Raw genomic sequence first — 20,023 nt, 5'->3', positions numbered from 1 at the left:
TGAGCGCAGTGAGTTGGAAACTCTCATGCTGCGTTCTCAGGGGAGGGGAGAGCGGCGACGCTCGAACCTTACCCGACAGGGGGATACGGCGACGTATGCCCTCTTACCCGACCTCAAAGTACAGGTAGAAACACCCCAAGAACTAATCACTCTTAAATTAGACCCTGGCTCCCAAACTACGGGAATCGCATTAGTCCAAGGAGAAAGCGTAATTTTTGGTGCAGAACTGACTCACCGAGGTCAATCAATTAAAGCCAGCTTGGAGTCTCGCCGTTCACTGCGTAGGAGCAGGAGAAACCGCCATACTCGTTATCGAAAAGCGAGATTTCTAAATAGAAGTCGCCCTAAAGGGTGGTTGGCTCCAAGTTTGCAACATCGTCTCGAAACAACCCTAACCTGGGCAACTAGATTGATGAAAGTCGCTCCCATTGGTTCTATTGCTCAAGAACTTGTGCGATTTGACTTACAAAAACTAGAAAATCCAGAGATTAGTGGACTGGAGTATCAGCAAGGCGTTTTATGTGGTTACGAGATCCGCGAATATTTGTTAAATAAATGGGATAGAAAGTGCGCGTATTGTGGAGTTACGGATACACCGCTACAAGTCGAACACATTCATCCCAAAGCCAAAGGCGGATCTAATCGTATTTCTAATCTTTGCCTTGCCTGTGAAAAATGCAATTTCAAGAAAGGAACTCAAGACATTGAGAAATTCCTCTCTAAGAAGCCAGATGTCTTGAAAAAGATCCTGTCTCAAGCAAAACGTCCATTAAAAGACGCAGCAGCCGTTAATTCGACTCGCTGGGCGTTATTTAATCGACTCCGTATGACTGGTTTACCAGTTTCTACTGGTAGTGGCGGTTTGACAAAATTCAATCGCACTCGTTTGCAGTTACCTAAATCTCACTGGTTAGATGCTGCTTGCGTAGGTAAAGTCGAAGAGTTGAAGGTGCTGACTTCTCAACCGCTGCTAATAAAAGCAGCAGGACACGGTACTCGACAAATGTGTGGCACGGATCGGTTTGGCTTCCCAATTCGACACAGATCGAAAAAGCAAATCCATTTTGGTTTTCAAACTGGCTATATCGTTGGCGCGACAGTCACCGCAGGCAAGAAAGTCGGTTCATACGTGGGACGAGTTCTTTGCCGTGCGTCCGGTTCGTTCGACATCGCTACAACAAAGGGAAGAATAGCAGGAATTAGTCATAAATATTGCAAACCTATTCACAAAAAAGATGGCTATTCCTATGGATTTTGATTCAAGGCGACGGTCGTCGCAGCCGCTTTCCTCCCCATGTCGGTAGCCCGGGGCTTCTCGCTCGTTTTCTGGTGAGGAGTAAGGAGAGTGGGAGATTGGGAGATTGGGAGAGAGTGGGGTCGCGCGCGCTACAAATGACTAATGAGAAACCGGGTTTCTATGAGTTTTGGGTTTGGTAACGAGAAATCTCAGTAGAAACCCGGTTTCTGAGGTCGATCGCGCGATGGCTAACTAAACTAAGAACTAATGACTAATGACTAATGACTAATGACTAATGACTAATGACTAATGACTTTTTAAATGCGCGCCAGCTTAAGATGAGAACTACAAAATAATGATAGATGCCGTAGCCCTGCCCGTAACAGAAGAAAGTCAAGTGGGAGAAGCGCGCCGAATCGCAGTCGCCCTAGCGACCGAGGTCGGATTTAACGAGACCGATCGCGGTAAAGTGGCAATTGTTACCACCGAAGCAGCAAAAAACCTGGTCAAGCACGCCCGCGAAGGAGAACTTTTGCTGCGAACATTAAAAACAGCGGCAGGATATAGCATTGAAATAGTAGCGCTCGATAAGGGGCAGGGAATGGCAAATGTCGCGCTGTGTCTGCGGGACGGTTTTTCTACAGCGGGAAGCCCTGGAACTGGACTGGGGGCAATTCAACGCCTCTCTACTTTTTTTGATATTCATTCTGTACCAAAACTGGGGACAGCCTTATTAGTGCGGCTGGAACCGACCCAAAATAGCCGGGAAGCCTTCCAAAACAGCAATTACTTGGAATTTGGGGTTGTCCACTTGCCAAAAGCAGGAGAGCAAATTTGCGGGGATTCCTGGGCTGCGGAAAATTACCTTGACAAAAACCTGATTTTAGTTGCTGACGGGCTCGGCTACGGGGATTTGGCCCAGGAAGCGTCTCGCGAAGCAGTGCGCGTATTTGAGGAAAACGCCAAACTCGGGCCAAAAGCAATTTTAGAGAAGGCGCACGCTGCTTTAAAAAATACCAGAGGAGCGGCTGCGGCGATCGCCCAAATCGATCGTACCCAACAAACAGTTTGTTTTGCCGGAATTGGAAACATCAGCGGTGTAGTGGTCACAAATAACCAAAGCCGCAGCATGGTTTCCTACAATGGCACAGTTGGACATATGATGCGAAAAGTAGCAGAATTTGTTTATCCTTGGTCGCAGCAGTCCCTACTCATCATGCACTCCGACGGTTTGGGGGCGCAGTGGAATTTAAACCGCTACCCGGGTTTAGCCTCCAGACATCCTGCTTTAATCGCAGCCGTGCTCTACCGGGACTTCAAACGCACTCGCGATGACATGACAGTTATAGTAGCCAAGGTAAGAGAAGCAGCGTGAGTTACCCAATCCTGACGACGGAAGTCCGTTTTGAACAAGACATCGTACAAGTACGCCAAAGAGCTCGCCAAATTGCCGCATGGCTGGGATTCGATTCCCAAGTACAAACCCGCATCGCCACAGCAGTTTCCGAAATTGCCCGCAATGCTTTCAAATATGCAGGCGGCGGCAAAGTAGAATTCATTGTGGAAGGGGAATCGCCCCAAATTTTTCGGACTCGGATTTCTGACACCGGGCCGGGAATTGCTGATTTACCGGCTGTGTTGAGTCCCAATTTTCGATCGCAAACCGGCGCGGGACTCGGTTTAGCAGCCGCGAAACGGTTGATGGACGAAGTGAAAATCGACTCTCGGCCCGATCGCGGAACGGCTGTACAATTAATTAAACAGTTTTCCAAACATATGCCTGCGCTGAGTGCGATCGAACTCAATCAATTAGTTGACAAACTAGCGCGCCAAATTCCCGAAGATCCCTATGCCGAAATTCAGCAGCAAAATCAAGAATTACTACGCACTTTAGACGAACTCCGCCAGCGTCAAGAAGAACTCGTACAATTAAATCAACAGCTAGAAGATACCAATCGCGGAGTCCTGGCACTTTACGCCGAATTGAACGACAAAGCCGAATCTCTCCGGCGCGCCAGCGAACTCAAAACCAGCTTTCTCTCCAATATGAGCCACGAGTTTCGCACTCCGCTAACGGCAATTATGAGCCTTTCCGAAATATTGTTAAATCGCCTCGACGGAGAACTTTCAGCCGAACAGGACAAGCAAGTAAATTACATTTACAAATCCGCCGAGTCTCTCGCAGAACTTGTCAACGACTCGTTAGATTTAGCCAAAGTGGAAGCCGGAAAACTAACTGTTCGCTTGGCTGATTTTGAAGTCGAAGATTTGTTCAGCGCCCTGCGAGGAATGATGCGCCCCCTGCTTCCCCAAAACTCTGCCGTTTCTCTAATTTTTGAAGATACTCTCGAACTTCCAATCCTCACCACCGACGAGGGAAAAGTTTCTCAGATTTTGCGAAATCTGATTTCTAATGCCCTCAAATTTACCGAAGCAGGTGAAGTTCGAGTTGCTGCGGAAATAGGAGAGGAGGGGACAGTTACTTTTTCAGTAGCAGATACGGGCATGGGTATTCCCCCAGCCGACCAAAGGCGGATTTTTGAAGAATTTGTCCAAATAGAAAATCCCTTGCAGAAGGGCGTCAGAGGCACGGGATTGGGATTGTCTCTGTGCAAAAAACTGGCGGAATTTCTAGGGGGAAGTATTGAAATCACAAGTTCGCCTGGAGTGGGTTCGACTTTTTTTGTCACACTGCCAATTCTGTATCCGGGAGAGGAAGAAAACCCTTTGGAAATGTCCGCTGCTAAGGCAGATGAAATACCGCTGACAAGCGCGAATTCTCGTAGCTTGCAGGGTTCCGAATCATCGCCAGAGGCGGATTCAGCAGCCAAAGTTTTGATTGGGGAGGATGAAGATAGTTTTTCGGTATTTGCTGAAAAACTTGCTGGCAGAAATTCATTGTACTGCGATATAGGTCGCCGACGGCGCTGAAGGTTTGGGTTCGGCTGTTTTTTGCCGAACCCAATTTTTATGGACATTATGATGCCGGGTATGACTGAATTTGACGTTTTGGAAGAGTTGAAATGCGATGGGGCTACTTGTCAAATACCTGCTATCGTGATGAATTCACAACATTTTGGGTTACATCACTTTTGTGCTGTGCGGGATGCTAGAAATGCAAGATAAAAAATATTATTCCGATGCGAAGGGAAACGATATCAGGAATTGTAGCTTTTGAGGACTGATGTCAGATGCTGCAAACCTAATTATATTTTTTCCCAGAATTTTATAGAGTTCGTAAAAGAGTTAATTTATAGCAGGCAAGATTTATTTAATTTGCAACAGCATTTAACCTTTGTGCTGTAAAATGTAGCAGTTCTCAGTTGCCGACTATATAGTAGGGACTTACCGAGGGCCTGTTTTCGTGTCGGCGATCGGCTAAAATCCATGATAAATCTCGTTCTTAGCAAAGTCTCGATTAATAAAAATAATGCAACTGTAAGCCCGTGATCCAAACCCATACCAAATAAGCCATTCCCAATTCTAAAATCGCAAATCTAAAATCTAAAATCTAAAATGGTATGACTTTCATCTCCCTTCAATATGCCCTGTTTCTGTTAGTTTTGTTCGCGGCTTACTGGTTGGTTCCGCTGCGGTGGTGGCGGCTGTTCATCATGCTGGCGGGTAGTTTAATTTTTTACGCTTCGCTACAAATTTGGTACATTCCTCTGCTGTTAGTCGGTGCTTTGTTTAATTACTGCTTGGCGATGGCGATTGGGGAACCTCTGGATTGGCGGATTGCTAATGAATCTTGGAACCGCCGCCGTTTGTTGCTGCTGTGGATAGGCATCTGCCTGAATGTGTTGCTGCTTCTGGGCTTTAAGTATGTGCCTTTTTTATTGAGTTCGATCGGCACTTTGTTCAATTGGCCTGTAGCTATCGACGGGGCTGACTGGGTGAAAAGTCACGTCATCGCACCCCTGGGATTGAGTTTCTTTTGCTTTGAGTGCATTGCTTATTTGATTGACGTGTACCGAGGCGCGCCTGCTGCTACTTCGCTGCTGCACTTTGCTGCTTACAAATTGTTTTTTCCCAAACTGATTTCCGGCCCGATTACTCGGTATCACAACTTGATCTATCAACTGAAAACCCAGCAATTTCCGACGCCCGATCGCATTTCTGAGGGACTTTGGACGATCGCCTTTGGTGCAGTAAAAAAAGGTCTTTTCGCAGATAACTTGGGAATTTATGTCGATTTAAGCTTTACCAACTTGCAGCGGGCGGGTAGCGAGGATTTGTGGCTGGCTATTTTTGCTTACGGGCTGCAACTTTATCTCGATTTTAGTGGCTATGTGGACATGGCGCGCGGTACTGCTTTGCTGCTGGGTTGGTATTTGCCACCAAATTTTGATTTTCCTTATTTTAGTGCCAGCATAGCTGATTTTTGGCGACGCTGGCACATGACTTTAGGCGATTGGCTACGCAATTATTTGTATTTTCCTTTGGGCGGTTCGCGAGTCGGTTTGTGGCGCACTTGTCTGAATTTGGCGATTGTCATGTTAATTGCGGGAATTTGGCACGGGGCAGCTTGGGGATTTATTGTGTGGGGGGGTTTACACGGTTTAGCTTTGGCGGTTCACAGGCTGACTGATGTGCTGTTTAAGCGGTTGCGGATCGAGTTTTTGTGGGAAAATCCGATCGGGATTGCGATCGGTTGGCTGTTGACTCAGGCGATGGTTTTTGGTAGTTGGATATTTTTCCGCCTTCCCGATTTAAAGGATTCTGGATGGGCGATTTCGCATTTGTGGGGACGCACTGCTGACGTGCAGTTTGCTGAGAAAGTTTATGTAGAAGCTTTGGGTTTGGAAAGAGTGCATTTAACTTGGATGTTGGCGGCTTTGGCTGTGGCGATGCTGGGGAATTATGCGTTGAGTCGGGGTTTGAAATTGGAGTTAAATTGGCCGCTGAAATTGGTGTTAGTGCCGCTTTGTTTGTATGCGGTTTGGGTGTTGGCTCCCGAAGGCGGTTTGCCTTATATTTATTTTGATTTTTAGGGTATTGTTTAATTCGCCTTCTGAACAGGCAAGATGCCTGTTCCACAAAGAGTAGATTTTCTTGTGGAACAGGCATCTTGCCTGTTCTTGACAAGGGTGCAAGATGTCAGTGGAAGTGATTACCCGCTACCTATTAGTGTCAACTTAAGCTTTTAGTCCGCCAGTCCTCCCGCTCACCCAACAGTCCGCCAGGGAATGAATTCCCTGTCTCATAGCTAAAGTCCTCTCAAAGAGGACTGAAGAACTCATTAGTCCTCATAGCGAGGAATTTCGCTTTGATATCATTTCCGGTTACACCGGCATGATGTTGACGGTTGACGGTTGACGGTTGACGCCGTGAACAGTCAACAATCAACAGTCAACAGTCAACAGTCAACAATCATCTCGCTCCTGCACCCTACAACTGATAAGAACACCAGTCACTCCAGCTACCGACATAAAGTTTAGCATCGGGAACTCCAGCGATTTCTAAAGACAGTAAATTGACGCAAGCTGTCACCCCGGAACCGCAATAAACGATGATTTCTTCCGCTTTTTCTAATTCCGTCCACCGGTGTTTTTGTTCCGAGGCCGATCGCACTTTTCCAGTTTCATCCGTCACCCCTTGCCACGGATAGTTAACCGCACCCGGAATGTGACCTGCAATGGGGTCGATCGGCTCCCGCAAACCTTCATATCTCTCGCTTTCTCGCGAATCAACCAAAACGTTTCCCGGCAAGTCTTTACGCTCTTTTACCGTCTCAATATCTACCGCCAAATCCTGCTGCAAGTGAGCAACAAATTTACCCTCGCGGGGGTCTGGCAAAATATTTGTTACCGGATAGCCCGCCGCTTTCCAGCCGCTGAAACCGCCGTCTAACAAAGCGACTTTGCTGTGTCCCATATATCGCAGCAGCCACCACAAACGAGCGGCAAAAGCCAGCCGCGAATCGTCATAGGCGACGACTAAAGTTTCTGGTGAATTAATGCCGATCGCGCTCAATTTATCAGCTAATTCTTCAATATTTGGCAACGGATGTCTACCGCCGTGTTTGCCCACTGAACTCGATAGATCGCGGTTTAAATCTAAGTAGAAAGCTCCAGGAATGTGACTTTCTTGATATTGTTTTTGTCCCAATTCAGGGTCGGCAAGGGAAAAACGACAGTCAATGATTACAACTTGCGGATTGTCGGTATTGGTGGCTAACCATTCAGGAGAAACGATTAAAGTGTTGTCAGTCATAATTTTTCACATCAATATTTGAACATTTATCGGGAAGGAGCTTTTTTCTCTGGTTCTGCTTTATCGGAAGGAGATTTCTTAGAAGTTGCTTTCTCTGAAGCTCTTTTTTCTGAATTTGATTTTTTAGGAGTTGCTTTTTCCGAAGTTTCTTTGGGCGAATTTGATTTTTTAGGAGTTCCTTTTTCCGAAGGTGATTTTTCGGCGGGCGCGGGAGTTGGAGTTGGCAGAGGGGGAGTTACTGCTGCTTCTTGAGCGTAAAGCAGATATTTCTGATACTCGATTACTTTTGATTGAGCTAGTTGATAGTTGGGGCTAGACACTGGTACTCTTCTCATTAATGAGACCGCTTCTTGCCAACGATCGGTAACTGTAGTCCAATCTTGCTTGGTTTTTGCCGATCGCCCTAATTCTGCTGCTTTGAGTGCGCTGTTAACGGCTTCTCGAAAAGTATCTGGTGCAGCATCCGGTGCAGTTGCTAAATCTGCTGTTTCATCGGGATTATTCCCCGCAGTTGCTATCGGCTGGTTCAAAATTTTACCGACAAACGCCACCACGGCGATCGCCAACATACCCGTTACTAGCCCAACTACAATGAAAGTCGATCGCAGTCGGTTCTCAAATGCCGCAAGTTCCGGCGGTTTTTCCTCCTCAATATTGCTCTCCATCTCTGTGCGATCGTCCATATTAGCAACCGCAGTATTTGGCACAGATTCTCCCCCAAAGCTATGTTGTTCAAAAGTGCTGTTCTCTAAACTAAACTCTTGACTCCAAGCAGCAGCAATCTTACCGCTTTCTCGGCCCTCAACCTTCACTTTGCGAATCGAATCCGGCTGCAAATTTGTCAGCTCGGTGCGAACAAAATCAACTAATGTATCTTCTATCGGTACCTGCTCGGCCTCAAGAATTACATCCAAACAGTCGCCGTCGAGATTGGCCGAGGCTGTGATGCCTTCAGATTGCAACTGGCTGTTTAGCCAAGATGCGATCGCAGTGGCGAGATTTCCCTGCTTGGCAAGTTCCTGAAAATTAAGCTCTGTCATAGCTGGACACCTGATAATGCAGAAGGTAGAAGGTAGAATTAATGAAAAAGTCAGAAATAATTTTTTTAAAGTTGAAAACACCCTAACTGAAATTCAACAAATAGTATAATGTATCGTGGCAAATCCCAGCCCAAAGATGCAAAGTCTCACTCTCGCTCCCCCTCCCAGCCCTTGGGAAAAGACTCGCACTCCTTACCCCCAAAGGAACTCAGGTTTGTAGTGAGGAATGCAAGTCGTCTTGCTCAGCCGCCAAATACTGCTGCTGCAACGAGGTTTTTGATACAGGGCGCGCCAGTCCAGATATTGCCAGCATCGCCCCTACAACCAGCATCCGGCTGGAAAAATCCTAGATCGCGCGGATGCGAGATGTGAGATTTTAGATGAAAAATTTGTGCGATCGCAGTGCCATCGGCCGACAGCGAGTGATATCATCAGTGAGTCAATATTCAAGTTTTTATAGCAAATAACTCGATCGCACAATGGTAGCAATAGCAATTTTAGCGGCTGGACGCGGCACGCGCATGAAATCTGACTTGCCCAAAGTTCTACACGAATTGGGCGGTCGATCGCTAGTTGAGAGAGTCCTCCAAAGTTGTCAAGAAATTCAAATTACCAGGCGACTTGTCATCGTCGGTTATCGAGGCGAACTCGTTAAAGAATCCCTGATTCGAGGTCAAGAAATATCAGGGGAAAATCCTCAATCTCCTCCCCTAGAATTTGTCGAACAAACCGAACAATTGGGAACAGGTCATGCCATCCAACAATTGCTGCCTCACTTAGAGGGATTTCAAGGAGATTTGCTGGTTTTAAATGGGGATGTACCTTTGCTGAGGGCAGAAACTATCAAACAATTGATAGCCATTCACAAACAGCACCAAAACTCTGCTACTTTATTGACAGCTAATTTGCCGAATCCCCAAGGATACGGTCGAGTATTTACCGACAGTCAAAACTTAGTCCAGCAAATTGTCGAAGACCGCGACTGCACACAATCTCAAAAGCAAAATCACCGCATTAATGCAGGTGTTTACTGCTTTCACTGGCCGGATTTAGAGAAAATTTTGCCAGAATTGAAGGCAGACAATGACCAAAAAGAATATTACCTAACTGATACGGTAAATTTCCTCAGTCCGGTGATGGCGGTGGATGTGGAAGATTATCAAGAAATATTGGGAATTAACGATCGCAAACATTTAGCTACAGCTTGCGATATTTTGCAAACGCGGATAAAGGACAAGTGGATGACGGCGGGAGTGACGCTGCTCGATCCCAACAGCATCACCATTGACGATACAGTAGAGTTGCAGCCGGATGTGGTAATTGAACCGCAAACTCACTTGCGGGGAAATACTTCGATCGCATCTGGTAGTCGCATCGGCCCCGGCAGTTTGATCGAAAACAGTCAGATTGGGGAAAATGTGACTGTGCTTTATTCGGTGGTTTCTGACAGTATGGTTGCTGAAAATTCGCGAGTTGGCCCTTACGCACACTTGCGGGGACACGCAGAAATTGGGGCGAACTGCCGCGTCGGCAATTTTGTAGAATTGAAAAATACTCAAATAGGCGATCGAACTAATGTCGCTCACTTGTCTTATTTAGGCGACGCGACTTTGGGAGAAAAAGTCAACATCGGTGCTGGGACAATTACGGCGAATTATGACGGAAAAAACAAGCACAAAACTCAAATAGGCGATGGGAGTAAAACTGGTTCTAACAGCGTGCTGGTTGCACCGATAATTTTGGGGGAAGATGTTACTGTAGCGGCGGGTTCTGTGGTGACAGAAGATGTGCCGAAGGATTGTTTAGTAATTGCCCGTTCCCGGCAAGTTGTCAAACCAGGTTGGCAGTTGAAAGAACCTAAAAAGTGAACGATTGTTCACTTTTTAGATGATGAGTTTCCACCCAATCGCGAGTTTCGCACTCGATACCAAAGAAACCGGGTTTTTATAACGGAAGCGATCGCACCCTAGAAGAGATTTTGGTGAAAAACCCGGTTTCTGCGTAAGTCCGCAACCTTGAGAAATCGGGTCGATCGCGAGGGAGCATCTCATATTTGTATTTGTAAAAATACTTCTTCTGGCTCCTTCCTTCTTCTGGCTCCTTCCTTGTTCCTCTTTCCTTGTTCCTCTTTCCTTCTGCCTCCTGCCTCAAAACTCCAATTTCTAGCGGAGGGCTGCAAAGGTGAGATGCTCCCGATCGCGATCGGCTATTTTTGGTTATTTTGCTGGTGCAGATAGTTGTTAATCGCTTTGGCAATTTTTTCTTGCTGGTATGGGTTCATGGTGCGGGGTAGGGAGATGCGAGAGCCTCCACAAACTAACAGTCTCACTTCGTACCAAATGTCATGATCCCGATCTTTTGTTCGATCGACTTCCACGCCATAAATCTCGCACAGAGAGTATTCCGTTACTTTACGTGCCAACAAACCCCGCTGTTTAACAGTCAAGGTGTTTAAATTTTCATCGAAGCTGTACATTTCATTATTTCTCAAGACGATCGCTGCGATTCCTGTGAGCAAAAATATGCCTCCTGTCCATCCCAACCAGTGATCGTCTTGGCTTAAGCGCAGCAATCGATTTTTTGCATTTTTAACAAAAAAATTGATGTCTGAAGCCACAGCGTCTTGGGTACCCCAATTAGTGGAGTTAGCAGTGAAAGGAACATTGCCCACAGAAGTCAAAAGTACAACTCTGGTTTTATAGCCGCATCTTTCAACTTTAGCTCCCCGCAAAGAAGCAAGCTCAATTTCTTTGATGTTCGAGCCGAGTAAATTCGATCGCACAATCTGGCAATGTCCTTGTTTTGCCTGTAATCGCTGGCAGTTCAGGGTTGCTGCATGATAGTCAAAAGTCACCGATATCAGTCCAACTGCCATGAATAAACAACTAGGGAGCCAAAAATCAAATATGCTTTGAGTCTGAATTATTAATTCACTTGCTGTTTGCTTGATTATTTTCATTTATCTCACCTTTTGATTCCAAAAATGAGGCTACACATCGACTTCCTGACCCCGATGAGCCGAATTGTTAACTTATATATTATTTGAAGTCGTCCTTTGCCATGACCCCTTTTATATTGCTAATAGATTAGCACTAAAATGTCTGACCGACAACAAAGGTCGCGAGTTTACCTGCGGCGGGGTTTAAGATAGCTTTCCGTGATTTAAAGTAGATGAATCTTAAAAGTATATTAATTATGTTATGGGAATGAGACGTTAGCTTCGCGAGCGGTAGGAAAGTAATCACTCTGGTGAGAACAGGTTTACATTTTGTTACATTATCAGGTTTATTTGTGCCTACTTAATTATCATTAAGCTAATCAGCATTTAAATTGCATGGTCAAATAAACTTTCACTCTTGTGAGGAGTAGGGGTTAGGCCCGAAAGCCCGCCCTCAACACAAAATTTAAATGCCCAACAGCTTAGTTATGGATTTGGGCGATTGCCTACGCGATAGCTAGGGTTCACCGATTTGTAGGGCAAATACATTGCTAAGCGTGCGATTATCGTTAATCGAGATATAGCTGCGAATCAAGTCAGCCATTTTGTATTGTTCTGTTAGTGAATAGCTTCTTAAACAGATGATATCGCCCCCGAACATCCACAAATCAACATAATAGCTACGATTTCCCTCGCTATCTCCTATTTCCTCTAATTCCACCGCAGAAATCGCGCGAGTTGAGCATTCGGTAACATCATGAAGCCACACACCCCGTCGTTTAATGGTCATTTTGCTAAAAGTTTTATCAAAAATGTATGTTTCATCTATCGCGCCGTCCAACAAAAACAGCGAAAACAACAGGAATATGCCTCCACCTATCCAATTTGATGCTAAAATTATCTGCAATAATCCAATGACGATGAAGGGAGAAATTAATAGCAAACCATCCCAGGCGCTCGAAGATTGAATTGTTAGTTTAGTTGGTGTTTGGTTGAGAATTTTCATCAGTTAATTTTGGATTTTCACCAACAAGGTTAATTACTTATCTATCCGCTATATCCAATTTCTCAGGCACGGATTATTATTTAACACTGGTTTGGACGATCGCACTTTTGGTGTTGTAAACAGCCTTGACAGCATAAGCGTCGCCCGGACGTAGCTGTAAAGCTCTGTTAAAATTGATTAAAGCGGTGGGATAGTCTCCCTGCCCGTAGTAGATATAGCCGACTTTCATCGATTGTTTGAAGTCAGAAATTTGAGCAGCAACACGAGCCGAATTAGGATATGAATCGGCAGGAGATGGCTCTTGATAGAGGGATGGATAAGTGTGGAAATCAGAAGAAAAAGAAGATGGCGATGGCTGGTTAGACCCCCGATCTACATTCGGCACAGAAGGAGCGGTTCCGAGAATACCTATTACAGGCAATAATGCAATGATAATGCCTAACAAAAAATACATGAGGAATCCAGCAAGTTGAAGTAAAAAGGGTTGTCTAACTTTTTTGGTACTCCAATTTTTAATATGAAAAACCCAGGAAGCAAAGGGAACAAAAAAGTAAACCAATCCCCACAGAGTTTCTTGTTCAATAGCTTGAGATAATCCCCAGATATAACCAACCAAAATTAAAATAAAGCCCAGACCGCCAAAAAATAAGACGATTGAATAGATAGACATTTTATGTTGATCCCGTTGGTGTAAAGTTATTTGACAAACTGTAAACGTAAGGATTGAGGCACATTTTCAACCTGAAACTCTTTCTCCTGTTTGCTGTGTTAAAAATAGATTAACGGTGACAACAGTTCGATCGCGCACAGCCAATGTTAGGATTTTGGTTAGGATTTTGACTAGGAACTCGATCGCGACTGCCGCAAATGATACCCTCTACCCTCGATCGACCCGAAGAACCATTTGCACGCGCCAGCAACGGCTGGGACATCCAAAAGCTTTACACCGACTTGGCAAATGCCAAACAAGAATTCGCCCCCCACACCAGAAGAGGACTGACACCCGTAGAAAAGCGGCACCTCTGCGGCTTGCTGTGCGGCTACAGCCCAGCCGAAATTGCGGTATTTCTCAACAAACAAATCAAAGGTGTCGAAGTTGATTTGTCAAAAACTTTGTACAGATATATAGAATTATTGACAAATCGGCCCCGAAATGCTCTCAAAAATTGGAGAGATGCGATCGACTGGCTGGAAATAGCCGGATATAAAACGCAGCCAAAAACCTCAACCGGCGCCATCTTAAAAGCCACTCTCCACCATTCAGACAGGATTTTGTCTGTGGCTATCAGTCCCGACGGACAATTCCTCGCAACGGGATCTGAGGATAGTACCGTGAAAATTTGGAGTTTGCACAGCGGGGAACTGCGGCAGACGATTTTCGGACATTCAACAGCCGTGTTGCTAGTTGCTTTCAGTCCCGCCAGCAAAACGTTGCTGACACGATCGCGCGCGGGCACAGTCAAACTCTGGAACCTGCAAAACGGCGAACTGCTGAAGCGTTTGGCAGACGTACACCGCCACGAATCCGTCGCCGTCAATCGATTTTAGATTTTAGATTTTAGATTTTAGATTGACTTGCGCGAGATAAATGCTCTTTCTTGAGGATTTTAGATTTTAGATTTGGGATTGATTCCACGGATAAATCACGTGGCGGGTACCACCTTTGAAATTCGCTTGTCAGCCCCGACTGGCAAATTTTGGCGTCGGCACCACCCGCGGCACAATCAAGCTTCAGCACCTCAACAGCGGCCAACTGGTGCAAGTTTTAGAAGGCTATCAAGGGGATGACATAAGTGCGATCGCCCTGAGTCCCAACGGCAAAATGCTAGTAGCCAGCGGCCTCAATGCAGCCAGCGGTTTCTGTCGCGCCACAGTCACTTTGTGGGAACTGCCGGGAGGCGAAGTGAGGCGAACATTTGGCAGCGAAAATTATGTAGCGATTTCTTCCGATAGCCAAATTCTTGTCAGTCACGGCGGCCAAACTATCAAACTGTGGAATTTGCAAACAGGCGAATTATTGCATTCGCTGCAAACAGGAATTCGCATCACTTCCGCCGCCGCAATTAGTCCCGACGGGAAATACTTGGCCGTGGGGTGTTTTGACGGTACTGTTAGACTTTGGAATCTTCGCGGCGAATTGCTGCACACTTTAGATGGACATTCTAGCCCTGTGTCTGCGGTGGCGATCGGGCTTTTGGGCGAAACTATCGTCAGCGGTGGGGAGAATGGTACTGTTAAACTTTGGCAACTGCGGATTTAAGAATATCGATTCCGGTTGCACCGTCCGTGCTTGTTGACTGTTGACTGATGACTGATGACTGTTGACTGATGACTGTTGACTGTTGACTGTTGACTGTTGACTGTTGACTGTTGACTGATGACTGATGACTAATGACTGATGACTGATGACTAATGACTGTTGACTGATGACTGATGACTAATGACTGATGACTGATGACTAATGACTAATGACTAATGACTGATGACTAATGACTGATGACTAATGACTAATGACTAATGACTAATGACTGATGACTAATGACTGTCGGATTTGATATCAAACTAACGCCGATCGAGATACCCGAATTCTTCAAAAAGTCGGGTATCTGAACCGCAGACTGACAATTTATATCGCCCTTTTAAGCAATAAAAATCAGCGTTCCCTTGCTCATTTCCAAAGTATCGCCCATTTGCATACCGTTGTGAAAAGCACCCAAAATCACCTCGCTAGTTTTGCCGAAAGCGATCGCCCCGCTAGCATCAATTCCAATTGCGCCAAAATCCCGTTGACGTTCGTCAGCTTCAGCAAAAGAACGCTCAAAAGCAGCTTTCAAACTCAAACCATCCGTTACCCGAATCACAATTCGCGCGGCCAAACACTCGTCCATAATGTGCTCGCCAATCCCCGTACAGCTTACCGCCGCACTTTGGGCCGCGTAATTTCCCGCCGGCATCGCCGAGTCGCTAACCCGCCCAATCCGCTCAAAACCCTTGCCACCAGTTGAAGTCCCAGCAGCCAAGCGTCCATGCACATCCAAAGCTACGACTCCGATCGTACCCACACCGGCCGGTTCGGCAACCACGTCAGCCATTGCTTTACTAAAATTGCCTTGGCGTTCCTGCATCCACTCGTGCAAGCGCAAATCCGTCATCGGATCGTAAATCGGCAATTGAAGTTCTCGCAGCAATTCCGCCGAACCAAAATCAGAGAGAACCCGATCGTCCGAATTCTGCAAAAATTGAGCAAGTTCGATCGGATGTTGAACGCGAGAAACATTAATCGCCCCGCTGAAACGCTGCATCAAACCGTCCATCAGCGAAGCACTCATCCGAATTTGACCGTCCGACTGCACTACAGAACCAGTACCGGCATTGAATCGCGGGTCATCTTCCAACAATTGGCAGCCCCGCACCACTGCATCTACGGCACTTGCACCGTCTTTCAGCAGCGGATAAACTTCCTCCAAAACATCGTAAAGCGATTTCCGCACCGCCTCAATTCCGCCTTTACTGTGTAGAGAACTGCCGGCACCGCCGTGAATAACTAGCTTTGGTTGCACTTGTTGCGATGCCATAATTTATAACCTAATAACCTAAAATTTTTCCTTTGCAATCTTAGCTTCGATCGAGCAACTTGCCCTAAATTCTTAATCTTGAGCCGCCAAACGGCGGCGACGACAACGTTCGGAGCAGTATTTGACCTCATCCCAGCAGTCCGCCCATTTTTTGCGCCAAGTAAAAGGTCGATCGCACACCGGGCACATTTTTGTCGGTAAATCAGATTTCGATCGTTGCTTTGCCATGCTAATTTGGAAAGTATATTACTAACTCACATCTTGTACCATTTTCAGGAACAGGCAAGATGCCTGTTCCACTCATAGTTGAATTTGATTGTGGAACAGGCATCTTGCGATTATGAACAGGCAAGATGCCTGTTCCACTCATAGTTAAATTTGATTGTGGAACAGGCATCTTGCGATTATGAACAGGCAAGATGCCTGTTCCACAACAGTTGAATTTGATTGTGGAACAAGCATTTTGCGATTATGAACAGGCAAGATGCCTGTTCCACTCATAGTTAAATTTGATTGTGGAACAGGCATCTTGCCTGTTGCTAAGGAAACAACCTGCATCTTGCCTGTTGCTGAGGCCTGTTCCACTCATAGTTAAATTTGATTGTGGAACAGGCATCTTGCCTGTTGCTAAGGAAAAACCTACTTTCTGCCAAACACCTCCCCAAATAAAAATGCTCGCAACGGCCGACGCCAACATCCGAATAGTCTTAGTCGAACCTGCAGGCCCATTGAATGTGGGTTCAGTGGCCCGCGTCATGAAAAATATGGGTTTGCACCAATTAGTTTTGGTAAATCCCCAATGCGATTATTTAGGGGAAGAAGCCCGACTGATGGCTGTTCGCGCCGCCGACATATTGGAAACGGCTAAAGTAGTCGAGAGTTTGCCCGCTGCTTTGGTTGGGTGTGTCAGAGCGATCGCAACTACAGGGGATGATAGTCGATCGTTGCCAACACAACTAGAAGAACCCGCAGATGCCTTGCCTTGGCTCCTAGAAGCCCCCAGCGCCCTAATTTTCGGCCGAGAAGACTGCGGCTTAACCAATGCCGAATTAAACCGCGCTCAACGCCTGATCCGCATTCCCAGCAGCGATGCCTACACATCTCTAAATCTCGCCCAAGCCGTCGCTATCTGCTGTTACGAACTATACAAGTCAGTTGTCAGTTGTCAGTTGTCAGTTGTCAGTGGCCAGAAGGAATCGGCTCCCTTGGAAAATTTAGAGGGATATTACCAGCAACTAGAAACGCTGTTACTCAAAATAGGATATTTGCAGCCGCACACAGCAGCAAGCCGGATGGAAAAATTTCGGCGTTTGTACAACAGGGCTTATCCGACAGTGGATGAAGTCGCCATGCTGCGGGGCGTCCTCCGCCAAACACAATGGGCAATCAAAAGTTACCCACGAGAGGCAAATTCTGATACTCTGGATGGAGCGTTGCCGGAAAATCGAACGGAGCGCTAGGAGAAATGCTGATAATTGGGGATGTGAGATTGAGGATTTTTTTCACAGAGAACTTTCCTGCACCCAGTTGTCACCTTCGTAACAGGGTTTCTTGACTAAAAACCTAAGCTTTGCGATAATTAGCGGGCCATAAACCCGGTTGCTGATACCATGCAGCGTCTGGGGTAAATCTAAAATCTAAAATCTAAAATCTAAAATTGATTGGCTGACAAGCTGAAAAATCTTAAACTTGAACTTTACATTAGTGATGAAGGAGTAAGACGTGGCAGAGCGGTTTCCCAAAGGATCGATATTATCGGTGATATCCTCGATATCCTCTCCCAACTCCGGCTCAAAGCAGCCTAAGTCCGGCAAAGCAAGTCAGTCTGGCAACTCCGGCCGCCGCCGCCCTCCCCAACCGCAAAACGGCAACCCAGAAATTCGATCGCCCGAACCTGCGACTTTGCCACTGCAACAGGGTCGCGGTAGCAGAATTGGAGCCAATTCTCCCACATCTTCGGAAGAATTTACTACACAAGACTTTTTATCCGATCCTCGATCGGCAATTAATCCCAGAAAACCCAGAACCAGCAAAACTCCGCAGTCGAAGACTCGCCAACCGCGCAAAAAAGGCCTCGCTGCTGTCGATATGTTCGAGTTTCCCGATCCGAATCTGGAGCGGGAAAATGTGAGTTCGATCGCCAGCAATCCCAACAGCCAGATCCCAACAGCCACTCCCCCTACCACCCGTGGAAGTCTTCCCAGTTCGCCCCCAGTTCGCATTCCAGACCCGGTAATCCCCCCAGATGCCAAAAAACCCCCCGTGCCAAAACCGCGCCCACAAGCGAGTCAGAGACCGGGTAAACGCTCTGCACCTCGGAGCGTACCGCCGTTGGTGTACGCTACTCGCTTGCTGATTTTGGGAGTTGGGATAGCGGTGATTTGCGGTACGCTGCTGTCGGTGGTAAATGCTGTGAGTCGAGCATCCACTGTAGCGACAGAAGAACAAACCACCGCAGGGCAGAAAAACCCAGCCGATAGCGCATCTGCGGCATCCGCAACCCCAGAAGTGCTGCAACTGAATCAAGAATTAGGAGCTTTGAAAACGCAAGTTCAGGTTTTAGCAACAGAAAATCCTAGTTTGACAGCCGGAATATTTCTAGTCGATTTAGATACTGGAAGCTACCTAAATTTTAATGGCGATACTGCTTTTGCTTCAGCTAGCACGATTAAAGTGCCAATTTTAGTAGCTTTTTTCCAAGCAGTAGATGAGGGCAAAGTGCAGTTAGATCAGATGCTGACGCTGAAGCCCGAACACATTGTAGGTGGTTCTGGGGAGATGCAAGACGACTCTCCGGGTAAGAAGTATTCGGCTTTGGAAGTTGCCCAAAAGATGATTGTTGTCAGTGACAATACGGCGACAAATATGATGATTGAGTTGTTGGGAGGTGCTGAGGTTTTGAATCAGCAGTTTGCAAATTGGGGTTTGAGGGCGACGGTTCTCCGCAATAATTTGCCTGATTTGGAGGGAACTAATACTACCAGTCCGCAGGATTTGATTAATATCATAGCCCAGATAGATCGGGGGAATTTAGTATCGGTGAAATCGCGCGATCGCATTTTGCAAATCATGCGCCAAACTAGAAATGATTCTTTGCTGCCGAAAGGTTTAGGCGAAGGTTCAGTTATTGCTCACAAAACGGGCAACATTGATACACTGCTTGCGGATGCGGGGATGGTGGATTTGCCGAACGGTAAGCGTTATTTAGTGGCGGTGATGGTGAAGCATCCGCCGGAAACGGAAAAGCCAGCTCAAACATTGATTCGGGAGATTTCTCGGATGAGTTACCGCTATTTGTACGGTGGGGAAACGCCAGCCGATTCACAAGTGAAAATTAAAAATTGAAAATTTAACCGGGTTTTTTAGGGCAAGTGTTGTAGACTTTATCAAACTATAAATCAGTTTGTATGATGAAACTAAACATTCGACTTGCTTGTCTGGTAGCGCTTTCAACTTTAGCTGTTGGAGTCTCCCCCACCTTGAGTAATGCTAATCCTGCTCCTGAATATGAAACCGACGGCGTGACAGTGATTAACAATAATATCGAACTCAATCGAGCAAAAAACTTAGCCCGTCAAGCAGCAGAAATTGCTAATGGGGGTTTAGGCAACTATCGAGCTGAAGCTTCTATGCACGGTACTTCTAAGGAATCGCCGTTTGTTGACAATGGCGATGGAACTTGGACTTTTACTTTTAAGGGTAACAAGCCTGGTTCGTCTGTCTATACGGTAGAAACGGTTGTTACAGTTTCTCAAGATGGCCGAATCAGAGTTGATTACAATGGGCCAATTCGCCAGTTATCTCCATTGTGAACAACTGTGAAAATATCGGGCTATGCAGTTTCAATTCCCGATCGGGATTTAAGTTAACGGCATTTTTTCCCTTTGTTACAATCAAGGGAATTCCCCTCCTCACATCAGCACTAATGCAAATTATCTAGGACTTACGCATTGACAAAATAACCAAACAGTGTATTGATAAATAATTGTCGTCTCCTTTCTAAGTATGGAA

The 20,023-nt window shown here is 46.2% G+C and carries 20 protein-coding genes; 11 read left to right on the top strand and 9 right to left on the bottom strand.

Going from position 1 to position 20,023, the window contains the following annotated elements:
* The first annotated feature begins 25 nt into the window (after window positions 1-25).
* The 4 genes from iscB (at window position 26) to QUA16_RS29055 (ending at window position 6,231) form a co-directional block, all read left to right on the top strand.
* The gene (iscB, locus tag QUA16_RS29070; protein ID WP_333107668.1) at window positions 26-1,258 is read left to right on the top strand and encodes an RNA-guided endonuclease IscB; all 1,233 of its coding nucleotides are present in this window, start codon (window positions 26-28) and stop codon (window positions 1,256-1,258) included.
* 334 nt (window positions 1,259-1,592) lie between these two features.
* Complete coding sequence (locus QUA16_RS29065; protein WP_333107666.1) at window positions 1,593-2,612, top strand: ATP-binding SpoIIE family protein phosphatase; 1,020 nt, start codon at window positions 1,593-1,595, stop codon at window positions 2,610-2,612.
* On the top strand, window positions 2,609-4,168 hold the full coding sequence (locus tag QUA16_RS29060) for an ATP-binding protein (RefSeq protein ID WP_333107665.1): 1,560 nt from the start codon (window positions 2,609-2,611) through the stop codon (window positions 4,166-4,168). Before QUA16_RS29065 ends, QUA16_RS29060 begins: the two co-directional genes overlap by 4 nt.
* Before the next feature lie 590 nt (window positions 4,169-4,758).
* The gene (locus QUA16_RS29055; RefSeq protein ID WP_333107664.1) at window positions 4,759-6,231 is read left to right on the top strand and encodes an MBOAT family protein; all 1,473 of its coding nucleotides are present in this window, start codon (window positions 4,759-4,761) and stop codon (window positions 6,229-6,231) included.
* 397 nt (window positions 6,232-6,628) lie between these two features.
* Here QUA16_RS29055 and QUA16_RS29050 read toward each other — a convergent pair whose 3' ends face one another.
* Both QUA16_RS29050 and QUA16_RS29045 read right to left on the bottom strand, forming a co-directional pair.
* Window positions 6,629-7,453 carry a sulfurtransferase gene (locus QUA16_RS29050; protein ID WP_333107663.1) on the bottom strand — a complete coding sequence of 275 codons (825 nt, stop codon included), beginning with the start codon at window positions 7,451-7,453 and terminating at the stop codon, window positions 6,629-6,631.
* Window positions 7,454-7,479: 26 nt separating this feature from the next.
* Window positions 7,480-8,493: a hypothetical protein gene (locus QUA16_RS29045; RefSeq protein ID WP_333107662.1), complete on the bottom strand. Its 1,014-nt coding sequence runs from the start codon at window positions 8,491-8,493 to the stop codon at window positions 7,480-7,482.
* Window positions 8,494-8,972: 479 nt separating this feature from the next.
* Here QUA16_RS29045 and glmU point away from each other — a divergent pair, with 479 nt between their 5' ends.
* On the top strand, window positions 8,973-10,361 hold the full coding sequence (gene glmU, locus QUA16_RS29040) for a bifunctional UDP-N-acetylglucosamine diphosphorylase/glucosamine-1-phosphate N-acetyltransferase GlmU (protein ID WP_333107661.1): 1,389 nt from the start codon (window positions 8,973-8,975) through the stop codon (window positions 10,359-10,361).
* 15 nt (window positions 10,362-10,376) lie between these two features.
* On the opposite strand, the gene QUA16_RS29035 is transcribed toward glmU, so the two are convergent.
* The 5 genes from QUA16_RS29035 to QUA16_RS29015 form a co-directional block, all read right to left on the bottom strand.
* Window positions 10,377-10,544 carry a hypothetical protein gene (locus QUA16_RS29035; protein WP_333181539.1) on the bottom strand — a complete coding sequence of 56 codons (168 nt, stop codon included), beginning with the start codon at window positions 10,542-10,544 and terminating at the stop codon, window positions 10,377-10,379.
* The gene (locus QUA16_RS29030; protein WP_333181538.1) at window positions 10,541-10,672 is read right to left on the bottom strand and encodes a hypothetical protein; all 132 of its coding nucleotides are present in this window, start codon (window positions 10,670-10,672) and stop codon (window positions 10,541-10,543) included. Before QUA16_RS29030 ends, QUA16_RS29035 begins: the two co-directional genes overlap by 4 nt.
* 27 nt (window positions 10,673-10,699) lie before the next feature.
* Complete coding sequence (locus QUA16_RS29025; protein ID WP_333107659.1) at window positions 10,700-11,452, bottom strand: hypothetical protein; 753 nt, start codon at window positions 11,450-11,452, stop codon at window positions 10,700-10,702.
* Window positions 11,453-11,948: 496 nt separating this feature from the next.
* Complete coding sequence (locus tag QUA16_RS29020) at window positions 11,949-12,437, bottom strand: hypothetical protein (protein WP_333107658.1); 489 nt, start codon at window positions 12,435-12,437, stop codon at window positions 11,949-11,951.
* A 76-nt stretch (window positions 12,438-12,513) separates the two neighbouring features.
* Complete coding sequence (locus QUA16_RS29015; protein ID WP_333107657.1) at window positions 12,514-13,107, bottom strand: tetratricopeptide repeat protein; 594 nt, start codon at window positions 13,105-13,107, stop codon at window positions 12,514-12,516.
* A gap of 197 nt (window positions 13,108-13,304) precedes the next feature.
* Here QUA16_RS29015 and QUA16_RS29010 point away from each other — a divergent pair, with 197 nt between their 5' ends.
* The gene (locus QUA16_RS29010) at window positions 13,305-13,985 is read left to right on the top strand and encodes a WD40 domain-containing protein (RefSeq protein WP_333107656.1); all 681 of its coding nucleotides are present in this window, start codon (window positions 13,305-13,307) and stop codon (window positions 13,983-13,985) included.
* Window positions 13,986-14,100: 115 nt separating this feature from the next.
* Complete coding sequence (locus QUA16_RS29005; RefSeq protein ID WP_333107655.1) at window positions 14,101-14,697, top strand: hypothetical protein; 597 nt, start codon at window positions 14,101-14,103, stop codon at window positions 14,695-14,697.
* Between the two features lie 379 nt (window positions 14,698-15,076).
* On the opposite strand, the gene QUA16_RS29000 is transcribed toward QUA16_RS29005, so the two are convergent.
* Window positions 15,077-16,012 (bottom strand): isoaspartyl peptidase/L-asparaginase, encoded by a 936-nt coding sequence (locus QUA16_RS29000; protein WP_333107654.1) that lies wholly within the window; start codon window positions 16,010-16,012, stop codon window positions 15,077-15,079.
* 72 nt (window positions 16,013-16,084) lie between these two features.
* A complete protein-coding gene (locus QUA16_RS28995) occupies window positions 16,085-16,240 on the bottom strand; it encodes a DUF2256 domain-containing protein (RefSeq protein WP_006631540.1) in 156 nt (51 codons plus the stop codon).
* A 443-nt stretch (window positions 16,241-16,683) separates the two neighbouring features.
* Between QUA16_RS28995 and QUA16_RS28990 the strand changes: the two genes are divergently transcribed.
* From QUA16_RS28990 to QUA16_RS28975, 4 genes are all read left to right on the top strand, one after another.
* Window positions 16,684-17,472: an RNA methyltransferase gene (locus tag QUA16_RS28990; RefSeq protein ID WP_333107667.1), complete on the top strand. Its 789-nt coding sequence runs from the start codon at window positions 16,684-16,686 to the stop codon at window positions 17,470-17,472.
* 201 nt (window positions 17,473-17,673) lie between these two features.
* A complete protein-coding gene (locus QUA16_RS28985; RefSeq protein ID WP_333145401.1) occupies window positions 17,674-17,817 on the top strand; it encodes a hypothetical protein in 144 nt (47 codons plus the stop codon).
* On the top strand, window positions 17,771-19,357 hold the full coding sequence (locus QUA16_RS28980) for a serine hydrolase (RefSeq protein ID WP_333181535.1): 1,587 nt from the start codon (window positions 17,771-17,773) through the stop codon (window positions 19,355-19,357). The genes QUA16_RS28985 and QUA16_RS28980 overlap by 47 nt, the downstream gene beginning before the upstream one ends.
* A gap of 62 nt (window positions 19,358-19,419) precedes the next feature.
* Window positions 19,420-19,824, top strand: coding sequence for a hypothetical protein (locus QUA16_RS28975; protein ID WP_333107652.1), 405 nt, complete (start codon window positions 19,420-19,422; stop codon window positions 19,822-19,824).
* Window positions 19,825-20,023 lie beyond the last annotated feature (199 nt).

Source organism: Microcoleus sp. S13_C3, assembly GCF_036700905.1.
Lineage (GTDB): Bacteria > Cyanobacteriota > Cyanobacteriia > Cyanobacteriales > Microcoleaceae > Microcoleus.
This window is presented reverse-complemented; position numbering and strand designations above follow the sequence as displayed.

Coding starts and splice junctions, on each gene's coding strand:
- iscB (WP_333107668.1), top strand. CDS start 26: ATGCTGCGTTCTCAGGGGAGGGGAGAGCGGCGACGCTCGAACCTTACC.
- QUA16_RS29065 (WP_333107666.1), top strand. CDS start 1,593: ATGATAGATGCCGTAGCCCTGCCCGTAACAGAAGAAAGTCAAGTGGGA.
- QUA16_RS29055 (WP_333107664.1), top strand. CDS start 4,759: ATGACTTTCATCTCCCTTCAATATGCCCTGTTTCTGTTAGTTTTGTTC.
- QUA16_RS29050 (WP_333107663.1), bottom strand. CDS start 7,453: ATGACTGACAACACTTTAATCGTTTCTCCTGAATGGTTAGCCACCAAT.
- QUA16_RS29045 (WP_333107662.1), bottom strand. CDS start 8,493: ATGACAGAGCTTAATTTTCAGGAACTTGCCAAGCAGGGAAATCTCGCC.
- glmU (WP_333107661.1), top strand. CDS start 8,973: ATGGTAGCAATAGCAATTTTAGCGGCTGGACGCGGCACGCGCATGAAA.
- QUA16_RS29035 (WP_333181539.1), bottom strand. CDS start 10,544: ATGAGATGCTCCCTCGCGATCGACCCGATTTCTCAAGGTTGCGGACTT.
- QUA16_RS29025 (WP_333107659.1), bottom strand. CDS start 11,452: ATGAAAATAATCAAGCAAACAGCAAGTGAATTAATAATTCAGACTCAA.
- QUA16_RS29020 (WP_333107658.1), bottom strand. CDS start 12,437: ATGAAAATTCTCAACCAAACACCAACTAAACTAACAATTCAATCTTCG.
- QUA16_RS29015 (WP_333107657.1), bottom strand. CDS start 13,107: ATGTCTATCTATTCAATCGTCTTATTTTTTGGCGGTCTGGGCTTTATT.
- QUA16_RS29010 (WP_333107656.1), top strand. CDS start 13,305: ATGATACCCTCTACCCTCGATCGACCCGAAGAACCATTTGCACGCGCC.
- QUA16_RS29000 (WP_333107654.1), bottom strand. CDS start 16,012: ATGGCATCGCAACAAGTGCAACCAAAGCTAGTTATTCACGGCGGTGCC.
- QUA16_RS28995 (WP_006631540.1), bottom strand. CDS start 16,240: ATGGCAAAGCAACGATCGAAATCTGATTTACCGACAAAAATGTGCCCG.
- QUA16_RS28990 (WP_333107667.1), top strand. CDS start 16,684: ATGCTCGCAACGGCCGACGCCAACATCCGAATAGTCTTAGTCGAACCT.
- QUA16_RS28975 (WP_333107652.1), top strand. CDS start 19,420: ATGATGAAACTAAACATTCGACTTGCTTGTCTGGTAGCGCTTTCAACT.